Raw genomic sequence first — 17,239 nt, forward strand, 5'->3', positions numbered from 1 at the left:
AACCAGGAACGGGCTCCGGGCTCAGTAGACGCCGTCCCAGATGCTTCGTTCGGCCGGCTGTGGGTCGTACCCAAGTCTGGATGCCGTGTCGAAGCGCATCACCGGTCGCTTGACCAGGTCGTATCCGGCCCAGCCCGGATCGCCGTGGGTGGCGAACGCGATCCAGCTGGCGTGCATGGTGGCGGCGAGTGCCTGCGGAGGCCGCGTACCGGTCAGTTTCTGGAACAGCGGGGAGTCCAGCAGGTCGAAGACGAACGGAACCTCCAGGAAGTGGCAGGCACCGAGAAGCCCGTCGAATTGGGGTGAACGCCAGGCGAACTCGTACAGGTAGGTGGCTGCGGCGATCCCGGCTCTGGCTTCGGCGAGCCGGTAGGCCGGGATGCGGTACCACCAGTCGCGCTGCAACAGCGAGAGCAGGTCACCGGGACCGGCACCCGGGTTGCTCGCACGATAGACGGCCAGGGCCCGATCCACCGGGAGGCCGTACAGCTTCATGGCGGTGAGCAGGTCGTCGTCGGTGATCGCGTCGAGCAGCCCGAACGGCACCAGTGACAGTCTTCCCTCCTCCGCGTTGGTGCCGATCAGGATGTCGACGTCCGCACCGACGCCGGCCCGGATGGCGTCGATCGGCCGGGTGGGAAGGATCTGCCCGTCGACGACCGGCTGCCAGGCGGTCACGCGGGCGCCGGGCTCGCCGTTCCAGCGTCGGGGATCGGGGTACGGGGCCAGCTGCGCCATCACCGCGTTCTGCGCGTCGAGCAGCCGCTCCATCTCCACGGCGGCGATCGCGTCTCGGGTCGGTGGGACGCCCAGTTCGGCGGCGAGCAGCCGACCGATGTGCTGTGCGGTCTCGGGTGCGAACGTGGTGTTCCCGGCTCCGCTCTGCATGATGGCCCGCTGGAACAGTCCGTGGGCGGCTGGCATGGTGAGCAGCGCGCCGACCGACATCGCCCCGGAGGACTCTCCGAAGATGGTGACGTTGTCGGGGTCGCCGCCGAAGGCGGTGATGTTCTCCCGTACCCAGTGCAGGGCGGCGATCTGGTCGAGCAGTGCGAGGTTGACGTTGCCGTCGCCCAGGTCGCCGAAGCCCTCCACGCCGAGCCGGTAGTTGAGGCTCACGAAGACGACCCCGTCGCGGGCGAACCGGCTGCCGTCGTAGATGCTGCTGCTGCCCCCGTCGAACCCGCCGCCGTGTAGCCACACCATGACCGGCTGCCGTGCCCCACCCAGGTCAGCAGACCAGACGTTGAGGTTGAGACAGTCCTTTCCGGCGATGGTGGGGTAGAAGCCGTCCATGTTCGCGGGAAGGGGGAACTGCGGCTGGGGCGCGGTGGGGCCGAAGTCGACGGCCGGGCGGATCGCGGTCCACGGGGTGCCCCGTTGCGGCGGGCGCATCCGGTAGGGGCCGAAGGGTGGCCTGGCGTACGGGATGCCTTTGAAGCTGTGGATTCGGCCGTGGGTGGTGCCCCGGACGGTGCCGTACCGGGTCCTGACGGTGGGGTCCGTGTACGTCATGGCGGTCACTACCGGGGGGTGGAGTTGCTGTCGGTCGACCGTCCACGCCAGAGCAGGACGACCAGCACCAGTCCCACCAGTGAGGGCAGCAGGCCGGGAATGCTGTACTGGGCTGGGATGACGTTGTCGTACGCGCCGCCGGTGAAGGTCAGGTTGAGCAGGGCGGCGCTGACCCCGAGGACGAACATGATCGTGGCGACGGTTCGGGCCCAATTCCTGTGTCGGGTGACGCCCCGGATCGTCCACAGCCAGCCGGCGATGCCGAGTACGCCGACGGCGACCAGATAGCCGACGATGGCATTGCGGTCGAGGGCCACCGTGGCGGCGGGCCACTCGGGATACGCGGCGCGTACGTGGTTGGTGAGGGTGTCGGCGGTGACCAGGTCGATCAGCGGTACGAGGGTGGTGATCGCGGTCAGCGCCAGTCCGGCGTACATGACGACCGGGTGACGGTCGACTGATGGGGATGGAGTTGTTGACGGCATGGTTCTTCCTTGGAAAGTCAGGGGTAGATCTAGTCGACCCACCGTGGATGCCCAGGTCTGATCGACCCCACGGGTGAATCTTACGATGTAAGTTAGGGTCGTCCCCACGGTAGGCTTACGATGTAAGAATCGTCAACAGGGGAGGCGCTGTGGTCGGTCGCACACGTGGCCAGCGGGCGGGACTGACCCGGGAGGCTGTACTCGAAGCCGCTATGACGCTGGCCGACCGGGAGGGCTTGGCCGCACTGTCGATGCGTCGCCTCGGTGCCGAACTCGGCGTCGAGGCGATGACCCTCTACCACCACGTGGCCAGCAAGGACGAGCTGCTGGACGGGCTGGTCGAACGACTCTTCGTCGAGGCCGCGCCGCCTCGCTTCACCGGCCGGTCGTGGCGGGAGGGTCTGCGCAGCTACGCCCACTCACTGCGGGCAGCCCTGCTGGCACACCCGAACGTGATCCCGCTCGTCGTGTCCCGGCCGGCATTGACGCCACAGAACCTACAGATCATGGAAGATGGGCTCGAGGCGCTGGTCGAGGCGGGATTCCCGCTGGAGATGGCGCTGGACGTCGTGTACTCCCTGTCCGACCTCGTGGTGGGACAGGTCGCCACCCGGCGAGGTGCCACGACCACCGGAGCACGAGACCGACCCGTCTCCGTACCGGACCCCGATCGGTTCCCGCTACTGACCGAGGCGGTACGCACCGCGCAGCACGCCGGCCCGAACGCCCGGTTCGACTTCGCGCTCGATGCGATGCTGTCCGGCTTCGAGGCGGCACGAGTGACGGACGGCGGATAGCCGGAGCCGTCGTACGGGCGCTGGTCGACAGCTGATCAGGCCGAGGACTCCGGCGAGATCATGAGGACGGGCCGCTGCACCCCTCGTCCCGGCCCTCTTCCAGCTGGTCGAACAGGTCCGGCCCCTCCTGAGGAGCGGCGCGTACCCGGGCGGTGCCGGGCAACATGCCGAGCCGGATCGCGCAGTCGATCCCGTAGCCCTCGAAGAGTCGTCCGCGTGGAACCGGGTGGCCGCACCGGCGGCATCGGCGCGGTGCACTCTCCTCAGCAGGCAACAGGGCATCCGGCTCGGGGTACGACATGAAGTCATTCTGCCCATGGCGGTCATCTTCCACGGCTGCTAGCGTCGCCGAGCAGCTGGCGGGCGTGCCTGACCAGGGCGCGACCGGCGGGACTGGGCGGACCGTCGGCGCGCCAGGCGAAGACCAGGCGACCACGTATCGACGGTCGACCGATCGTGACTGGTCGCAGATGTTCGGACCGGGCCTCGACGAATGCCCTGGGCAGGATGGCCACTCCCAGCCCTCGGGCCGCGAGTTGGGCGAGGAACTCGGGGGAGCTGGCTTCGAACGCGATCCGGGGCGTGAACCCGGCGGTCGCGCAGGCCTCTTCGAGTCGTGCCCGCAGGCCGGTGCCCCGGGGCATGCTGATCATGAGGCGACCCCGGAGCGTGTCGATCGAGATGACCTGGTGCACGGCGAGCTCATGGTCGTGACTGACCGCCGCGACGATGGGCTGGTCGTCGACCACCTGGATCGCGAGTCCGGCCGGGATGCCACCGCCCACACTGATGATCGCCGTATCGAGACTTCCCGCGCGCAGGTCCTCGACAAGCTGGTCGGTGTTCGCCTCGGCCAGTGTCACCTCCACCGCCGGATGCGCCTCGTGGAACCGTGCCAACAGGCCGGGCAGGTCGACGTTGTGCGAGGTCACCATCCCGATCGAGACGTGTCCGCGGACGAGGCCAGCCAGCTCGTCCACGGCGAGCCGGACGCCGTCCACCGCTGCCAGCGCCGCCCGCGCGTACGGCAGGACGGCCATGCCCACCTCGGTCACCCGTACGACGCGTCCGGACCGGTCCAGCAGCTCCTGGCCGAGTTCGCGTTCCAGTCGTCGGATCTGGGCGCTGACCCCCGGCTGTGCCACGTGCAGCTGCTCGGCGGTGCGAGTGAAGTTTCCCGTCTCGGCCACGGTCACGAAGTATTCGAGCTGCCGCAGTTCCATAACCGATGATTCTAGTCGCCAGACAAACTAGCTCTTGGACTTCTAGATCCACCGAAGGCAGGCTCGGATAGCGAGGAAAGGAGACCACCATGACCGAAACCCGGGAACCTGCCGCCACCCCCGAGGACCTGGCCCGGCTCTTCGTCGAGCGGGCCAACGCCGGGGACGCCGACGGGCTGGCCGCGCTGTACGCACCCGACGCCGTACTCGCCTACCCGCCGGGATCCACGACCGTGGGGCGGGAGGCGATCCGGGCCGTGTGTGAGCGGATGCTCGCCCACGCGCCGCTGCCCTTCCCGCTGGAGAAGCCACTACCGACGATCCGGTACGGCGACCTCGCCCTCACCTCGACCCGACCGGCCGACGGGACCGGGGGCCGGGTGCAGGTCGCGCGCCGTCAGCCGGACGGGACCTGGCTGCGCATCATGGACCGGCCGGAGGCAGGCTGACCGCACAGGACCCAAGCGTGCGGCCTGCCCCGGGAGACTGGCAGATACCGGGTCAGGCCGCACGGGGCACAGCGTCCTCCGCCCGCCGCAGCAGATCCCGGAGTACACCCACCAGGGCCCGGGACTGTGCGAGGTCGATCGGCCAGCACTCGACCTCCTCGCCGACCGACAACTCCAGCAGCACCCCGTCGATGCGGGTCGGCCCAATGTCCATTTGCCACAGTCCGGCGCGTACCTGGATCACCTCGTCGCCGCGCGGCGCGACCTGGCGCAGCGGCGACTGGTGCCGGCATGAGGAGACTGCCGGGCTGCACCGGAGGTGGGGAAGTGTCCGCGGGGAAGCCCTATCCCGGCGGCAGTCGTTGACCCTGATCGAAGAAGTGGCGAAGACATGGAGCTGACCGGCGCGCGCTGGCGCAAGTCCACTCGTAGCAACAACGGTGGTGCCTCCTGTGTCGAGGTCGCCGACAACCTTTCCGGCGTCGTACTGGTCCGCGACAGCAAGGACCGCACCGGCCCTAACCTCACCTTCGCCCCCGACGCCTGGGCCAACTTCGTCAGCTTCGCCCGTGAGAACACCACCGGCCAGCGCTGACGAGGCGTCAAATCAGGCAGCCGGGCTCTGTCTACCGGCACCATCGGGCGGTAGGTTGTTGCGGTGCTGCTCGGTGATGCGCTCTACGGCCCGTACGTCCGTCGCCTGAAGGCGCACCTGGCCAAGGGGCCGCTGCCCCGGCACGTCGCGCTGGTCATGGACGGCAACCGCCGCTGGGCCCGCCGAATGGGTTTCGACAACCCGAGCCTCGGCCACCGGTACGGTGCCGAACACATCGAGAAGGTACTCGGCTGGTGCGCCGAGGCGGGAATTACCCACGTCACCATCTTCGTCGCCTCCACCGACAACCTGCGCAAACGGGAGTCGGCGGAAATGCAGTTCCTGATGGAGACGATCGAGCAGGTCATCGCCGGCCGGATGGTCCGCCAACCCGGCCGGTGGCGGCTGCACCTCGCCGGCCGGATGGACACGCTGCCCGACTCGACCCGGCACGCCCTGAAACTCGCCCAGGACGCCACCCGGGACTGCGACACCGGGCAACACCTGACGGTGGCGGTCGGCTACGACGGCCGTGAGGAAGTGGTCGACGCGCTGCGTTCGTTGTTCGTCCAGGAGGCGGAAGCCGGCACCACCGCCGAGGAGTTGGCCCGGAAACTCACCGCCGACGACATCGCGGCCCACCTCTACACCAGCGGCCAGCCCGACCCGGATCTGATCATTCGTACCAGCGGCGAACAGCGACTCTCCGGCTTCCTGCTGTGGCAGGCCGCCTACTCCGAGCTGTACTTCTGCGAGGTCGACTGGCCAGGCTTCCGACACGTCGACTTCCTACGGGCACTGCGCTCGTACGCCGCCCGGCACCGCCGCTTCGGGGGCTGACCGGCCACAACCCCGGTGGCCGGGATGTCACAACCCGACGGCTGGCCGGGGATACAGGCTGACCAGGGCGTGTGCGGTCTCGACGAACCGGTCCCGCAGTTCGGGCGGGTCGAGCACCTCGACCTCCGCGCCGAGCTTGAGCAGTTCGGTGTGGCCGTGCTTGATGGACTCGATCGGCACCCGGGTGCCCAGCCAGCCGGTGTCGTCCGGAGCGCCGGCCGCGTCCCGGGCCGCCCGGGCCATCGCGGGCGGAAAGATGTACGGCATCCGGTCCAGGGCCATGCTGGTCATCCGGACCGTCGCCTCGGTCCGATAGACGCTGCGCTCGTAGCGGTCGGTCCAGGATCGCCAGAACTCGGCCAGGTCGAAGTCGGCGGGCCGGTCGAAACCCTCGTCGCGGACGGCCAGGTCGAGAATGGCCCCGACCCGGTAGGTGCGAATGTCCTCGCCGGCCCGGGCCACCAGATACCAGCGGCCAGCCTTGAGCACCACCCCCAGCGGTGCGAGCGTGCGGCTGACCTCCCGGGGTGTCTTCCACCGGCGGTAACGGACCTCGACGAGCCGGTCCCGCCACACGGCTTCGGCGAGCGCAGCCAGGTGCGGGGTCGGCTCGGGGGCCCGGAACCAACTCGGCGCGTCCAGGTGGAACCGGTCCCGGACCCGCCCGCCGTGGTCACGCAGCTCGCGGGGGAGCGCCGCGCGGAGCTTCAGCTCGGCGGTGGCGAGCACATCCCTCAGGCCGAGTTCGGCCGCCGGTCCGGGCACCCCGGCCAGGAACAGCGTCTCCGCCTCCTCGCGGGTCAGCCCGGTCAACCGCGTCCGGTAGCCGTCAAGCAACTGGTAGCCACCGACGGGACCACGGTCGGCGTAGACCGGGACACCGGCGGCGTTGAGTGACTCGACGTCCCGGTAGACGGTACGTACCGACACCTCCAGTGCGTCGGCCAACTCCGGCGCGGTCATCCGCCCCCGGGTCTGGAGCAGCAACAGCAGGGACACCAACCGGCTCGCGCGCACCCGCCGAACCTAGCCCCCGGCTCTGACGACGCCTGACAGGTGTCCCTGCTCATCGACGTCCGACCGCCATGGCGGTAGCCGCTCCGCTACGGTGGGAGTTGGTCGTCTTCCCCACTGGGATTCGTGGGCGCGCCTCTGGCATCCGGCCCGACGAGGCTGAGAACCTTTCTCGCATGTCCCGATCCACCCCCCTCGTCCGTCGCCGCCCCGGCGGCCTGCCGACGCTGCCGGGCGCTCCGCTCGACTTCACCGAGGCATGGCTGGTCAACCGTCGGCTCTCCGAACACACCCGGGACGCCTACCGGCGGGACATCACCGGCTGGCTGTCCTGGTGTGCCGAACGGGAACTCGATCCGCTCGCCGCGAACTTCCTGGACGTCAACGAGTACGCCCGGACGTTGGAAGCCCGCGTCGATCCGCGCAGTGGCCGTCCGCTCACCCCGGCCACCGTGGCCCGGAAGCTCTCGGCCCTGTCCAGCTGGTACGACTTCCTCGTCAAGTTGCGCGCGGTCGACGCCAACCCGGTATCCGGTGCCGACCGCCCGAGGGTCAGTCGGGACCATTCGGAGACGGTGGGGCTGACCCCGCAGGAGGTGGACGCACTGCTGGCCGCCGCCGAGGTGGAGACCGGTCCGACCGCTGCCCGTAACCGGGCCGCGTTGGCGCTCCTGGCCGACCTCGGCCTGCGGGTGGGGGAGATGGTGTCGCTGAACCTGACCGACCTGGGCTACGAGCGAGGACATCGCAGCGTACGGTTCGTCGGCAAGGGCGGCCGGTCGCGGCGGCGGGCATTGACCCCGGGTACGGCGTACGCGGTCGACGCCTATCTGGCGGAGCGTGCAGCGGCGGCCGGCGTGCCGGTGCACGAGTTGACCGGGCCGCTGCTGGTCACCGCCAGCGGTGGTCGGTTGGATCGGCACGCGGTGTTCCGACTGGTCCGCCGGTTGGCGCAGCAAGCGGGCATCCCGGCGTGGGCGAAGCTGTCCCCGCACTCGCTGCGGCACGCCTTCGCCACCACCGCCCGCGCCGAGGGGGTGCCGTTGGAGGACGTGCAGGACGCGATGGGGCATGCCGACCCGCGTACCACCCGTCGGTACGACCGGGACCGACACAACCTCGACCGTGACCCGGCGTATGCAATCTGGGCCGCTCGGTCCCGGCGCGCCCCGGCGTCGTCCTGACCGTCTGCGCCTACGGCTCCGTTGACAGTCCGCGGCGCAGGCGATCCAGACAACCGAATTGCCTTCGGCCGAATACGCCTACTACGGTTGGCGGCATGACTGCCGGGTCGGCCATGGGCCACGAGCGATTGAGGCACCCGGCCACGGCGTGAGCGCCGGGCGGGCCAGAGGGCCGCCTCATTCTTCCTCCGCACTCGTTGCGCGAACTCACCTCTCGCGCCCTGACCGGGCGAGCACTGCCAATTCCGCGTGTCGCATCGGGCGACGGCCGTATCGGTGCCTTACACCCAGGCAGGTAGAGGCCCCAGGCTTCTGTGTCCACAACAGAAAGAAACGCATGTCGATTGATTTCAATCAGCACATTATCGACGAGTTCCGGGCCAACGGCGGTCGCGTGGGCGGCCCCTTCGAGGGCGGCCGGTTACTCCTGCTGACCACCGTCGGGGCGCGCTCGGGCACCCCGCACACCACTCCGGTCGGATATCTTCCCGACGGGGACCGGGTCCTGGTCATCGCCTCGGCCGCCGGTGCGCCGAAGCATCCCGACTGGTTCCACAACCTGGTGGCCAACCCTCAGGTCACCGTCGAGAACGGGACTTTCACCTACGAGGCGCAGGCGACGGTGCTGACCGGCACCGAACGGGACCGGCTCTTCGCCCGAGCGGTCGAGGCCGACCCGGGTTGGGCCGATTACCAGGCCAAGACCAGCCGGGTGATTCCCGTGGTCGCCCTCGAACAGGTCCCGGCTGGACCGCCACGGATGTCCGGTGGACCGGTGTCCATGGGAACCGCCCTCAGGCGAATCCACGACGCGTTCCGCCGGGAACTCGCCCTGGTCCGTAAGGAGATCGCGACATCGGGGCCCCGGCTGGGCGCCCAACTGCGGGTGAACTGCCTGACCGTCTGCCAGGGGCTGCATGTGCATCACACCAAGGAAGACACGGGCATGTTCCCGGCCCTGGCCGCGCAACATCCCGACCTGGCCCCCACCATCGACCGGCTGGGCGTGGAACACGAGAAGATCGCCGCGCTGCTGGCCGCCCTACAGAAGGTCATCTCCGCCGATACGTCGGAGCCTGAGCTGGTGCTGGCCGAGGTGGATCGACTCACCGAGGAACTGGAGCGGCACCTGGTTCACGAGGAGGAACAGCTGATCCCGATCCTCGACGCGGCCATCCCGTCGAGCTGAGCACATGTCGGGTGCCGCCCTCGCGAAGGGCGGCACCCGACACGGCAGGACGGTCAGCCCTGCGGCCGACGGCAGATGCAGAACGGCTGCCCGGCCGGGTCGATCAGCACCCGCCACCGCTCGCCACCGGGCTGGAACTCGGGCTTCACCGCGCCCAGCGCCAGGCAGGACTCCTCGGCCTTGTCCAGGTCGTCGACGAACAGGTCAAGGTGGTAGCGCTTGCCGGACGAGGTGTCCGGCCACTGCGGGGGCTGGTACGCCTCGACCAGACCGAACCCGATCGCGGTGCTTCCGTTGCTGATCATCATGTACTCGTCTTCGCTGTGGGTTACCTCCCAGTCCAGCACCCGACGATAGAACTCGGCATGAGCCTTCGGGTTCGGGCTGTCGAGGTTGACCATGGCGAGGTCACCGATTGCTGTCATGGTCGGCAGTCTGCCGGCCGTACCTGACATCTTCTGTCAGGATCGTCCACGGAATCCGACGCGCTCAGCACAGCACCTCCAGGTGCTGGTGAGCGTCGACGGCGATGTCCTCGTGCCGCAGCCACCGTCGCGCCCAGAGCCGGGCCGCCACCTCGGCCAGTTCGTCACCCCCGGCCGCCTGCTCGACCAGCAGGGCGGCGGTCAGCGCGTACGCCAGCCGCAGGGCGAGGCCACGAGCCCCGGCGACGACCGCCGCCGCGGCCGGTGCGGCGCGCACCTCGGCCACCGCGGCCCGCAGCTCGACGGAGGCGTCGGCCAGCGCCTCGGCCAGGGTCGGAGAGATCCGCCGGGCCACGTCGGGGGCCGCGTCGAGCCGCCCCAGCAGAGGACCGGCGGCCTCCTCCCGGGCGATGGCCCGCACCACGTCCAGGGCAAGCACGTTGGTGGTGCCCTCCCAGATCGGCAGCACCTGCGCGTCGCGCAGCAGCCGGGGTACACCGGTGTCCTCCACGTAGCCGGCACCGCCGAAACACTCCACGTACTCGCTGGCGGAGGAGACCGCCAGCCGGCCGGTGGCCAGTTTCGCCAGCGGCGCCACGATCCGCAGCTCGGCGGCGGCCAGCGGGTCGGCACCGACCTCCACCCGGCCCAGCAGGGCGAACGCGTGGCCGGCGAGGACGAACGCCCCGGCCGCGTCGACCGCGAGCGTGCCCAGCGTCGCCCGGTGCAGGGGTGACTCGGCCAGCCGACCGCCGGCCACCTGACGCTGCTCGGCGTACGCGTGGGCGTACGCCAGCCCGCGCCGCATGCCCCCGGCCGCAGCGGCGGCGTTGTGCAGCCGGGTGACGACGACCAACGTCATTGCCCGGGCCAGCCCCGGCCGGGCCGGATCACCCAGCGGCAGGGCGTAGGCGTCCCGTAGCCCGACCTCGGCGGTGGGCAGCGCCCGGGTGCCGAGTTTGTCCTTGAGCCGGTGCACAATCACCCCGGGCGCCGGGGCGACCGGGTCGGTGTCCGGCCCGGCCAGGGGCGAGTCGGCCGCGTAGCGCGGCACCAGGAACGGCACCAGGGTGCGGCTGCCCGGCCCGGCCCCCTCGGGGCGGGCCAACGCGACCGCCACGGCGGCGTCCACCGCCGAACAGAACCATTTCTCGCCGGTCAGCCGCCACGAGCCGTCGCCGGCCGGCCGGGCGAGCGTGGACGAGCGGGCCAGGTCGGAACCCCCCTGCGACTCGGTCATCCACTGGCCGCTGGTGCTCGCCGTGTCCGGGTCGGTGCTGACCAACCGGGGCAGCCAGGCATCGCGTACCGCCGGGTCGACCTCCGGCAGGGACAGCAGCGCCGCCGCGCCGTCGGTCATCGCCACCGGGCAGGAGAAGGTAGCCGACTCGGGCCCGTACAGGTGCAGCAGGGCGTGCTGGACGACCCGGGCCGCCGCACCCCAGGTGGCCCGCGCCGAATCCAGGTAGGGCAGCGCGGCCACCGCGTGCCGGGCGGCGGCGGCCCGCTGGGTCTGCCAGCCGGCGGAGGTGTCGATCCGGTCGATCCGGGCACCCCACGGGTCGTACCGGGTGAGGGTCGGTGGATGTGCTTCGGCGTCGGCGTGCGCGGCCCGCAGCGGGCCGGCGACATCGGCCGACAGGGCGGTCAACCGGTCGGCGGCGGTGGCGTGCCCGTCCGGGCCGAGTTGCCGGTCCAGCCAGGACCGCAACAGCCGGTCGTCGGTGTACGGGTCGGCCGGCACACAGACCGGCTGCACGAAACGTCCCATCGGTGATCTCCTCCGCCGGATCGGGGATGGCAGGCGGGATCCGCTGACGTTAGACCACCGGCAGGGGCGGCGACAGTCCTGTCGACGCCGGGAACGCGGCCGTGTGGCACCACGCTGGTTTGCCGCGCCGCCGGCCCGTCGCTGTCTACCGTCTACCCATGGCGTACGAGCGGGCCCGCCCCTACCGGCATCGGCCCCGACGTCGCCTGCGTACCGCGTTCACCCTCGCCGCTCTCGTCACGCTGGTCTGTTGCGTGGGGGCCGCCGGGTTGGGCCTGTGGAACTTCCAGTCCGTACGGCGGTCCACCGGCCCGGCCCGGTCGGCCGCCGAGACCTTCCTGGCGGATCTCGCCGCCGGCGAGCACGCCCGGGCGTACGACCGGTTGTGCCCGGCCACGCGGCAACGGTGGAGCCGGGAGGACTTCGTCCGGCGGGCGGTCACCCCGGAGAAGATCAGCCGGTACACCATCGAGGACACCTCGGTCGCCGCCAAGGACGGTCGACTCCGCGCCACGGTCACCGCCCAGCTGATCAGGGGGCACGACACGGTGGACCGGCACGACCTGCCGGTGGTGCAGTCCGACGACGGGTGGCAGGTCTGCGGCGACCCGTTCTGACCGGCCCGGTCGTCGCTGGACCGGGGCGTCCAGTCAGCGGCGACTGGCGGCGGCGATACGCAGCAGGTCTCGGGCCGGTCCGCTGACGTGTTGGCCCTCCGGCCAGACCGCCCGCAACCGCCGGGTCAGGTCGACCCCCTGCACCGGAACCTTGACCAACCGCCCGGCGGCCAGGTCGTCACCGACGGCCAGTCCGCTGAGCACCGCCGGGCCAGCCCCCGAGGCAACCGCCAACCGCAGCGCACTGGTGGTGGACAGCTCCAGCAGCGGCGTGGCCATCGGCCCGTAGGCCGACAGCGCGGCGGTGAGCGCGGCCCGGGTGCCCGATGTGGGCTCACGTTGCACGAGCCGGGTGCCGGCCAACTCGGCCGCGTCGATCGGCCGACGGCGGCGTACCCAGGGATGGGTGGGTGGCACCACGACGACGAGCCGGTCCCGCGCGACCACCTGGGCGCTCAGCCCGGTGGCGACCTGCGGTCCCTCCACGAAGCCGAGTTCGGCGTCGCCGTGCAACACGGTGTGTCCGACCTCGACGGAGTTCATCGCGGCCAGGCTCACCGCCGTGTCCGGCCGCTCGGTGGCCAGCCGGACCAGCCAGCGGGGCAGCAGGTGCTCGGCGATCGTGAGGCTGGCCGCCACCCGCAGTCGGGCCTCCCGGTCGGAGCGCAGCGACGCGATGCCCGCGTCGAGCACCGTGGCGGCGTGCAGCACGTCCCGGGCCCAGTCGGCCAGCAACGCGCCGGCCGGGGTCAGGGTCGAGCCGCGTGCCCCCCGGTTCACCAACGGAAAGCCGACCAGACGCTCCATGCCCCGGATCCGGGCGGTCACCGCCGGCTGGCTGAGACCGTGCGCCGCCGCAGCCCGGCCGAGACTGCCGGTGGCCGCCACCTGGAGCAGCAACTCCAGGGAGTCCAGATCCGGTACGCGTGACAGTCCCATCCGCTCAGGTTATGCCCTGCCATCAGTGCTGCTGATGGGTGCATCGGCCTGACCCGACTACCGGCCCCACTCCGACGACGGCACCCTGGACCAGGGAAAACGACCAGGGAACAGGTGACGAAGTGGGATGTGACGCGCGGGTGGTTCGCGCCGGCCGGCAGCCATGGCCGGTTGGGCAACGCCGCATCGGTGACGGGACGGCCCCGGCTCGGGTCGACCCCCCGCCCGGAGGTGGCCGTTCACCCCTGCCCGGCCTGGTGTTCGTTGCCGGGGCGACCGGGCTCGCCTACGCGACCGCATACCTCGTACCCGCCGTGAACGCCTCGACCATCGCGGTCGTGCTCGGCGCACTCGCCACCAATCTGGGACTGCACCGGCCGGCGCTGCGGGCCGGCACCCGGATGGCCGCGCACCGGCTGCTGCGCGTCGCGGTGGTGCTACTCGGGCTACAACTGGCCCTGCCGCAGCTGGCCGCGCTCGGCTGGGCTGGTCTGGGTGTGATCGTGGTGACGGTGGCGCTGACGTTCACCGGCACCCGGCTGCTGGGCCGGGCACTGGGCCTACCGCCGGCGCGCTCGCTGCTGGTCGCCACGGGGTTCTCGATCTGCGGCGCGTCCGCGATCGCCGCCATGCGGGACGTCGCCGACGGCGACGAGGACGACCCAGCGGTCGCGGTGGCGCTGGTCACCCTCTGCGGCACGCTGGCGATCTTCGTACTGCCGGCGCTGCGCGGCCCACTGGGGCTGGACCCCTCGGCGTTCGGCAGCTGGGTCGGGGCCAGTGTCCAGGACGTCGGCCAGACCGTCGCCGCCGCCAACCAGGTCGACGGGGCGCTGCCGCAGGCGGTGGTGGTCAAACTCAGCCGGGTGGCGCTGCTCGCCCCACTTGTCACCGGGGTCGCCCTGGCCGGGTCGGGACGGTCCCCGGAACGGGTCGGTGGGCGACGTCCACCCGTGCTGCCCCTGTTCGTGGCCGGTTTCCTCGGCGCGATCGCACTGGCGAGCACCGGTTTGCTACCCGGCCGGGTGCTCGCCGCCGCCGCGACCGTGCAGCAGGTACTGCTCACCGCCGCCCTCGTCGGCCTGGGCGTCAGCGTCCACCGGTCGGTGCTGCGCCGTACCGGACCGCGCCTGCTATGCCTCGGGCTCGGCTCCTGGCTGCTGGTGGCCACCGTCGCCTACGCGGGGATACGACTGACCTGACTGTGCGGCTGGCCGGGTCGGCACCGGCGGCCGAGTCACGCCCGAGGCCCCAGGTCGCCAGTGCGGTGGTGCCGCCGGCACAGCACCTGGTAGCGCACCTCGGCGGTGTCGACGGTGTCACCGATGACCACCTGCTGGCCCTGGCGGGCCACGGTGCCGTCCACCACCCGGGCGTTGAGCAGCCCTTCCCGCCCGCACCAACACAGCACCTCGACCTGGATCCGGGTCACCTCGTCGGCGAGTTCGAACAACCGCTGCGCGGCCGGGAAGAGGCACGACCGAAAGTCGGTGGCCAGGCCGAAGGCGAACACGTCGACGTCGTACCGGTCGACCAGTTCGGCCATCTGCTCCACGTGCTCGACGTTGTAGAAGCACGCCTCGTCGCAGATCAGGTAGTCGACGCGTACCCCCTCGGCCCAGCGGCCCTGTACCAGGGTGAGCAGGTTCAGGTCGTCGGTGACCTCGATCGCCTCGTGGGCCAGACCGATACGGCTGGTGACCCGTGGGCCGAGCGACCGGTCGATGCGGGTGAGCACCAGTCCCCGCCGACCCTGCCGGGCGTGGTTGTAGTTCATCTGCAACGCCATCGTCGACTTGCCACAGTCCATCGGCCCCCAGAAGAACTTCAACGCGGCGGCGTGCCGGGGGCGGCCGTCGACGAGGTGGCCGCCCGCGCAGTTCAGGTGGGGGTCGGCCACGCCGAGCGGCGGGTGTGCCAGGCAGGCGGGAGCGAGGGCGTCGTCGTCGGTCACGGTCGGGCAGCCTAACGCATGGTCAACAAGCGTCCTGTCCGGTCCAGAAGGTGACGAATCATCCTCACAGTCGACGGGGCGGCGTGTTGCCCGCCGCGATGATGGCCCGGCGCATCGGCACGGCCAGCAACAACGCGAACCCGACCACGAAGAAGATCAGCAGTGAGACGAGGCCCACCCGGTAGCTGTGGGTGAGCTGGAACACCAGGCCGAACGCCAGCGGTCCGAGCCAACTGGTGCCCTTGTCGCTGATCTCGTAGAAGCCGTAGTACTCGCCCTCCTTGCCCTCGGGGATGAGCTGGCTGAACAGCGACCGGCTCAGCGCCTGACTGCCGCCGAGCACCAGACCGATGGCCGCGCCGAGGATCATGAACGGCACCGGCGCCTCGGCCGGCAGCCAGAACGCGGCCAGGACCACCCCGGTCCACAACACCAGGCTGATCAGCACGGTCTTCCACGCGCCGATCCGCTTGGCCAGCGCGCCCAGCAGCAACGCCCCACCGAAGGCGAGGAACTGCACCAGCAGGATTGTGATGATCAACGTGGTCTGGGTCAGCCGCAGCTCCTCGGTGCCGTACTGGCTGGCCAGGGCGATCACGGTCTGGATGCCGTCGTTGAAGACCAGGAAGGCGAGCAGGAAGAACAGCGTCAGCGGGTACGCCCGGATGCCGCGGATCGTCCGGCCGAGCTGCCGGAACCCGTCGACGAGGACGTTGCCCCCGCCGGTCAGTGCCTCAGCCGTCGGGTGTTCCCGCAGCCAGCGCATCGGCACCAGGGTGAACACCGCCCACCAGACCCCGGCCGACACGATCGACCAGCGGGCCAGGTCCAGGGTGCGCTGCGCGTCGCCCTCGATGCTGAACGACATCACCACCACCAGGTTGATCGCCAGCAGCAGCCCACCGCCGAGGTAGCCAAGAGCCCAGCCCTTGCTGGAGATGTCGTCGCGTTCGTCCGGCCCGCCCAGCCGGGGCAGGAACGAGTTGTAGACCACCACACCCGCCCCGAAGGCGATGTTGGCGATCACGAACAGCACCCCGCCGAGCAGGTAGCGGTCACCGGTGACGAACAGCATGCCGATGGTGGCACCGGCACCGAGGAACGCCGCACCGGCCAGCAGCCGCTTCTTGTGCCGGGACCGGTCCGCCACCGCGCCCATCACCGGCAGCACGAACACCGTCAGGAACACCGACAGCGACACCAGGTACGGAAAGTAGGAGCCGGCGGCGACCTTGATCCCCAGCGGATAGACGTACCCGGCGCACGTGTCGGCACCCAGCTCGCAGCCGGCCGCCACCTTCGTGATGCTGGTCAGGAACGGGCCGAGGAAGACGGTGATGACCGTGGTGTTGAAGGCCGACATCGCCCAGTCGTAGAAGTACCAGCCGGTCCGTTCGCGCCGGGTACTGGCCGGGGCGCCCTCGGCGCTGGCAGGGGACAGGGTGTCGGCCATCGGGGTCCTTTGCCGGGGGTCAGGCGGCCCAGTGGCCGCGACTGCGGTAGACGTCACGTAACACGTCGACGTGATCGGTCATGATGCCATCCACACCGAGATCAAGTAAGTCGTGCATCTCGGCAGGTTCGTCGATCGTCCACACGTGCACCTGCAACCCCAACCGCTGTGCGTAGCGGATGAACCGGCGGTCGGTCACCGGTATCCGCCCGTAGCGCACCGGCACCTGGGCGGCCACCACCGACGGGGGTAGCCGCAGCCGCTGGCCGGTCAGCGACGCCAGTCGCAGCCGGGCCACCCCGCGCATGCCCAACGACGTGGCGACCTTCGGACCGGCCAGGGCCCGCATCCGGGCCAGCCGGGCGTCGCTGAACGAGGCCAGCAGCACCCGGTCACCCGCCCCGACCCGTTCGACGGTCGCCACCGTCGGGTCGACCCCACCGTCGGCCTTGACGTCGATGTTGAACCGGACCTGCGGCCACGCGCCGAGCACGTCGTCCAGGCGGGGCACCGCCGCCGCGCCGCCGACACGTACGGTGGCCAGGTCGGCCCAACGTAGGTCGGCGATGCGCCCCGGCTCGCCGGTCAACCGGTGCAGCGTCGCGTCGTGGAACACCACGGCCACCCCGTCGGCGGTGCTGTGCACGTCGGTCTCGACGTACCGGTAGCCGAGCCCGACCGCCCGGGCGAACGCCTCGGTGGTGTTCTCGTCGCCATGCGCGGCCCCGCCTCGGTGCGCGAAGGCCAGCGGGGCGGGGGCGTCGAGATAACCGAAGTGCGCTGTCACTG

The 17,239-nt window shown here is 70.8% G+C and carries 20 protein-coding genes; 8 read left to right on the forward strand and 12 right to left on the reverse strand.

The genetic code is table 11. The annotated features are described in order from the left end of the window. Positions 1-21 precede the first annotated feature (21 nt). Both FHR38_RS29900 and FHR38_RS29905 read right to left on the reverse strand, forming a co-directional pair. On the reverse strand, positions 22-1,515 hold the full coding sequence (locus FHR38_RS29900; RefSeq protein ID WP_184538487.1) for a carboxylesterase/lipase family protein: 1,494 nt from the start codon (positions 1,513-1,515) through the stop codon (positions 22-24). An 8-nt stretch (positions 1,516-1,523) separates the two neighbouring features. After that, positions 1,524-2,000, reverse strand: coding sequence for a hypothetical protein (locus FHR38_RS29905; protein WP_184538489.1), 477 nt, complete (start codon positions 1,998-2,000; stop codon positions 1,524-1,526). A gap of 149 nt (positions 2,001-2,149) precedes the next feature. Here FHR38_RS29905 and FHR38_RS29910 point away from each other — a divergent pair, with 149 nt between their 5' ends. After that, positions 2,150-2,797, forward strand: coding sequence for a TetR/AcrR family transcriptional regulator C-terminal domain-containing protein (locus tag FHR38_RS29910; protein ID WP_221449248.1), 648 nt, complete (start codon positions 2,150-2,152; stop codon positions 2,795-2,797). 58 nt (positions 2,798-2,855) lie between these two features. Here FHR38_RS29910 and FHR38_RS29915 read toward each other — a convergent pair whose 3' ends face one another. Then, positions 2,856-3,098, reverse strand: a complete 243-nt coding sequence (locus FHR38_RS29915; protein WP_184538491.1) for a hypothetical protein — start codon at positions 3,096-3,098, stop codon at positions 2,856-2,858. Between the two features lie 22 nt (positions 3,099-3,120). Continuing rightward, entirely contained in the window at positions 3,121-4,020 is a 900-nt protein-coding gene (locus FHR38_RS29920) for a LysR family transcriptional regulator (RefSeq protein WP_184538493.1), read from the reverse strand. 89 nt (positions 4,021-4,109) lie between these two features. Between FHR38_RS29920 and FHR38_RS29925 the strand changes: the two genes are divergently transcribed. Next, positions 4,110-4,469 (forward strand): YybH family protein, encoded by a 360-nt coding sequence (locus FHR38_RS29925; protein WP_184538495.1) that lies wholly within the window; start codon positions 4,110-4,112, stop codon positions 4,467-4,469. A gap of 52 nt (positions 4,470-4,521) precedes the next feature. Here the strand turns inward: FHR38_RS29925 and FHR38_RS29930 are convergent, their stop codons facing one another. After that, entirely contained in the window at positions 4,522-4,683 is a 162-nt protein-coding gene (locus FHR38_RS29930; RefSeq protein ID WP_184538497.1) for a hypothetical protein, read from the reverse strand. A 177-nt stretch (positions 4,684-4,860) separates the two neighbouring features. On the opposite strand from FHR38_RS29930, the gene FHR38_RS29935 reads away from it, so the two are divergent. Beyond that, the gene (locus tag FHR38_RS29935) at positions 4,861-5,064 is read left to right on the forward strand and encodes a DUF397 domain-containing protein (RefSeq protein WP_184538499.1); all 204 of its coding nucleotides are present in this window, start codon (positions 4,861-4,863) and stop codon (positions 5,062-5,064) included. A gap of 63 nt (positions 5,065-5,127) precedes the next feature. Then, complete coding sequence (gene uppS, locus FHR38_RS29940) at positions 5,128-5,904, forward strand: polyprenyl diphosphate synthase (protein ID WP_184538501.1); 777 nt, start codon at positions 5,128-5,130, stop codon at positions 5,902-5,904. 27 nt (positions 5,905-5,931) lie between these two features. Here the strand turns inward: uppS and FHR38_RS29945 are convergent, their stop codons facing one another. Further along, positions 5,932-6,921 carry a helix-turn-helix transcriptional regulator gene (locus FHR38_RS29945; protein WP_184538503.1) on the reverse strand — a complete coding sequence of 330 codons (990 nt, stop codon included), beginning with the start codon at positions 6,919-6,921 and terminating at the stop codon, positions 5,932-5,934. A gap of 173 nt (positions 6,922-7,094) precedes the next feature. On the opposite strand from FHR38_RS29945, the gene FHR38_RS29950 reads away from it, so the two are divergent. Both FHR38_RS29950 and FHR38_RS29955 read left to right on the forward strand, forming a co-directional pair. Continuing rightward, entirely contained in the window at positions 7,095-8,102 is a 1,008-nt protein-coding gene (locus FHR38_RS29950; protein ID WP_184538505.1) for a tyrosine-type recombinase/integrase, read from the forward strand. Positions 8,103-8,439: 337 nt separating this feature from the next. Further along, positions 8,440-9,291, forward strand: coding sequence for a nitroreductase/quinone reductase family protein (locus FHR38_RS29955; RefSeq protein WP_184538507.1), 852 nt, complete (start codon positions 8,440-8,442; stop codon positions 9,289-9,291). Positions 9,292-9,344: 53 nt separating this feature from the next. On the opposite strand, the gene FHR38_RS29960 is transcribed toward FHR38_RS29955, so the two are convergent. Both FHR38_RS29960 and FHR38_RS29965 read right to left on the reverse strand, forming a co-directional pair. Further along, a complete protein-coding gene (locus FHR38_RS29960) occupies positions 9,345-9,716 on the reverse strand; it encodes a VOC family protein (RefSeq protein WP_184538509.1) in 372 nt (123 codons plus the stop codon). 64 nt (positions 9,717-9,780) lie between these two features. Further along, a complete protein-coding gene (locus FHR38_RS29965; RefSeq protein WP_184538511.1) occupies positions 9,781-11,487 on the reverse strand; it encodes an acyl-CoA dehydrogenase family protein in 1,707 nt (568 codons plus the stop codon). Between the two features lie 158 nt (positions 11,488-11,645). Here FHR38_RS29965 and FHR38_RS29970 point away from each other — a divergent pair, with 158 nt between their 5' ends. After that, the gene (locus tag FHR38_RS29970) at positions 11,646-12,104 is read left to right on the forward strand and encodes an Rv0361 family membrane protein (RefSeq protein WP_184538513.1); all 459 of its coding nucleotides are present in this window, start codon (positions 11,646-11,648) and stop codon (positions 12,102-12,104) included. A gap of 33 nt (positions 12,105-12,137) precedes the next feature. On the opposite strand, the gene FHR38_RS29975 is transcribed toward FHR38_RS29970, so the two are convergent. Further along, the gene (locus FHR38_RS29975; protein WP_184538515.1) at positions 12,138-13,043 is read right to left on the reverse strand and encodes a LysR family transcriptional regulator; all 906 of its coding nucleotides are present in this window, start codon (positions 13,041-13,043) and stop codon (positions 12,138-12,140) included. Positions 13,044-13,165: 122 nt separating this feature from the next. On the opposite strand from FHR38_RS29975, the gene FHR38_RS29980 reads away from it, so the two are divergent. Beyond that, positions 13,166-14,245, forward strand: coding sequence for a YeiH family protein (locus tag FHR38_RS29980; protein WP_221449249.1), 1,080 nt, complete (start codon positions 13,166-13,168; stop codon positions 14,243-14,245). A 35-nt stretch (positions 14,246-14,280) separates the two neighbouring features. Here the strand turns inward: FHR38_RS29980 and FHR38_RS29985 are convergent, their stop codons facing one another. From FHR38_RS29985 to FHR38_RS29995, 3 genes are all read right to left on the reverse strand, one after another. Next, a complete protein-coding gene (locus FHR38_RS29985; protein WP_184538517.1) occupies positions 14,281-14,997 on the reverse strand; it encodes a thymidine kinase in 717 nt (238 codons plus the stop codon). A gap of 64 nt (positions 14,998-15,061) precedes the next feature. Continuing rightward, positions 15,062-16,450, reverse strand: a complete 1,389-nt coding sequence (locus FHR38_RS29990) for an MFS transporter (protein WP_184538519.1) — start codon at positions 16,448-16,450, stop codon at positions 15,062-15,064. A 19-nt stretch (positions 16,451-16,469) separates the two neighbouring features. Beyond that, a complete protein-coding gene (locus FHR38_RS29995) occupies positions 16,470-17,237 on the reverse strand; it encodes a glycerophosphodiester phosphodiesterase family protein (RefSeq protein ID WP_184538521.1) in 768 nt (255 codons plus the stop codon). Between the last annotated feature and the right edge of the window lie 2 nt (positions 17,238-17,239).

The organism is Micromonospora polyrhachis, from assembly GCF_014203835.1.
GTDB classification, from domain to species: domain Bacteria; phylum Actinomycetota; class Actinomycetes; order Mycobacteriales; family Micromonosporaceae; genus Micromonospora_H; species Micromonospora_H polyrhachis.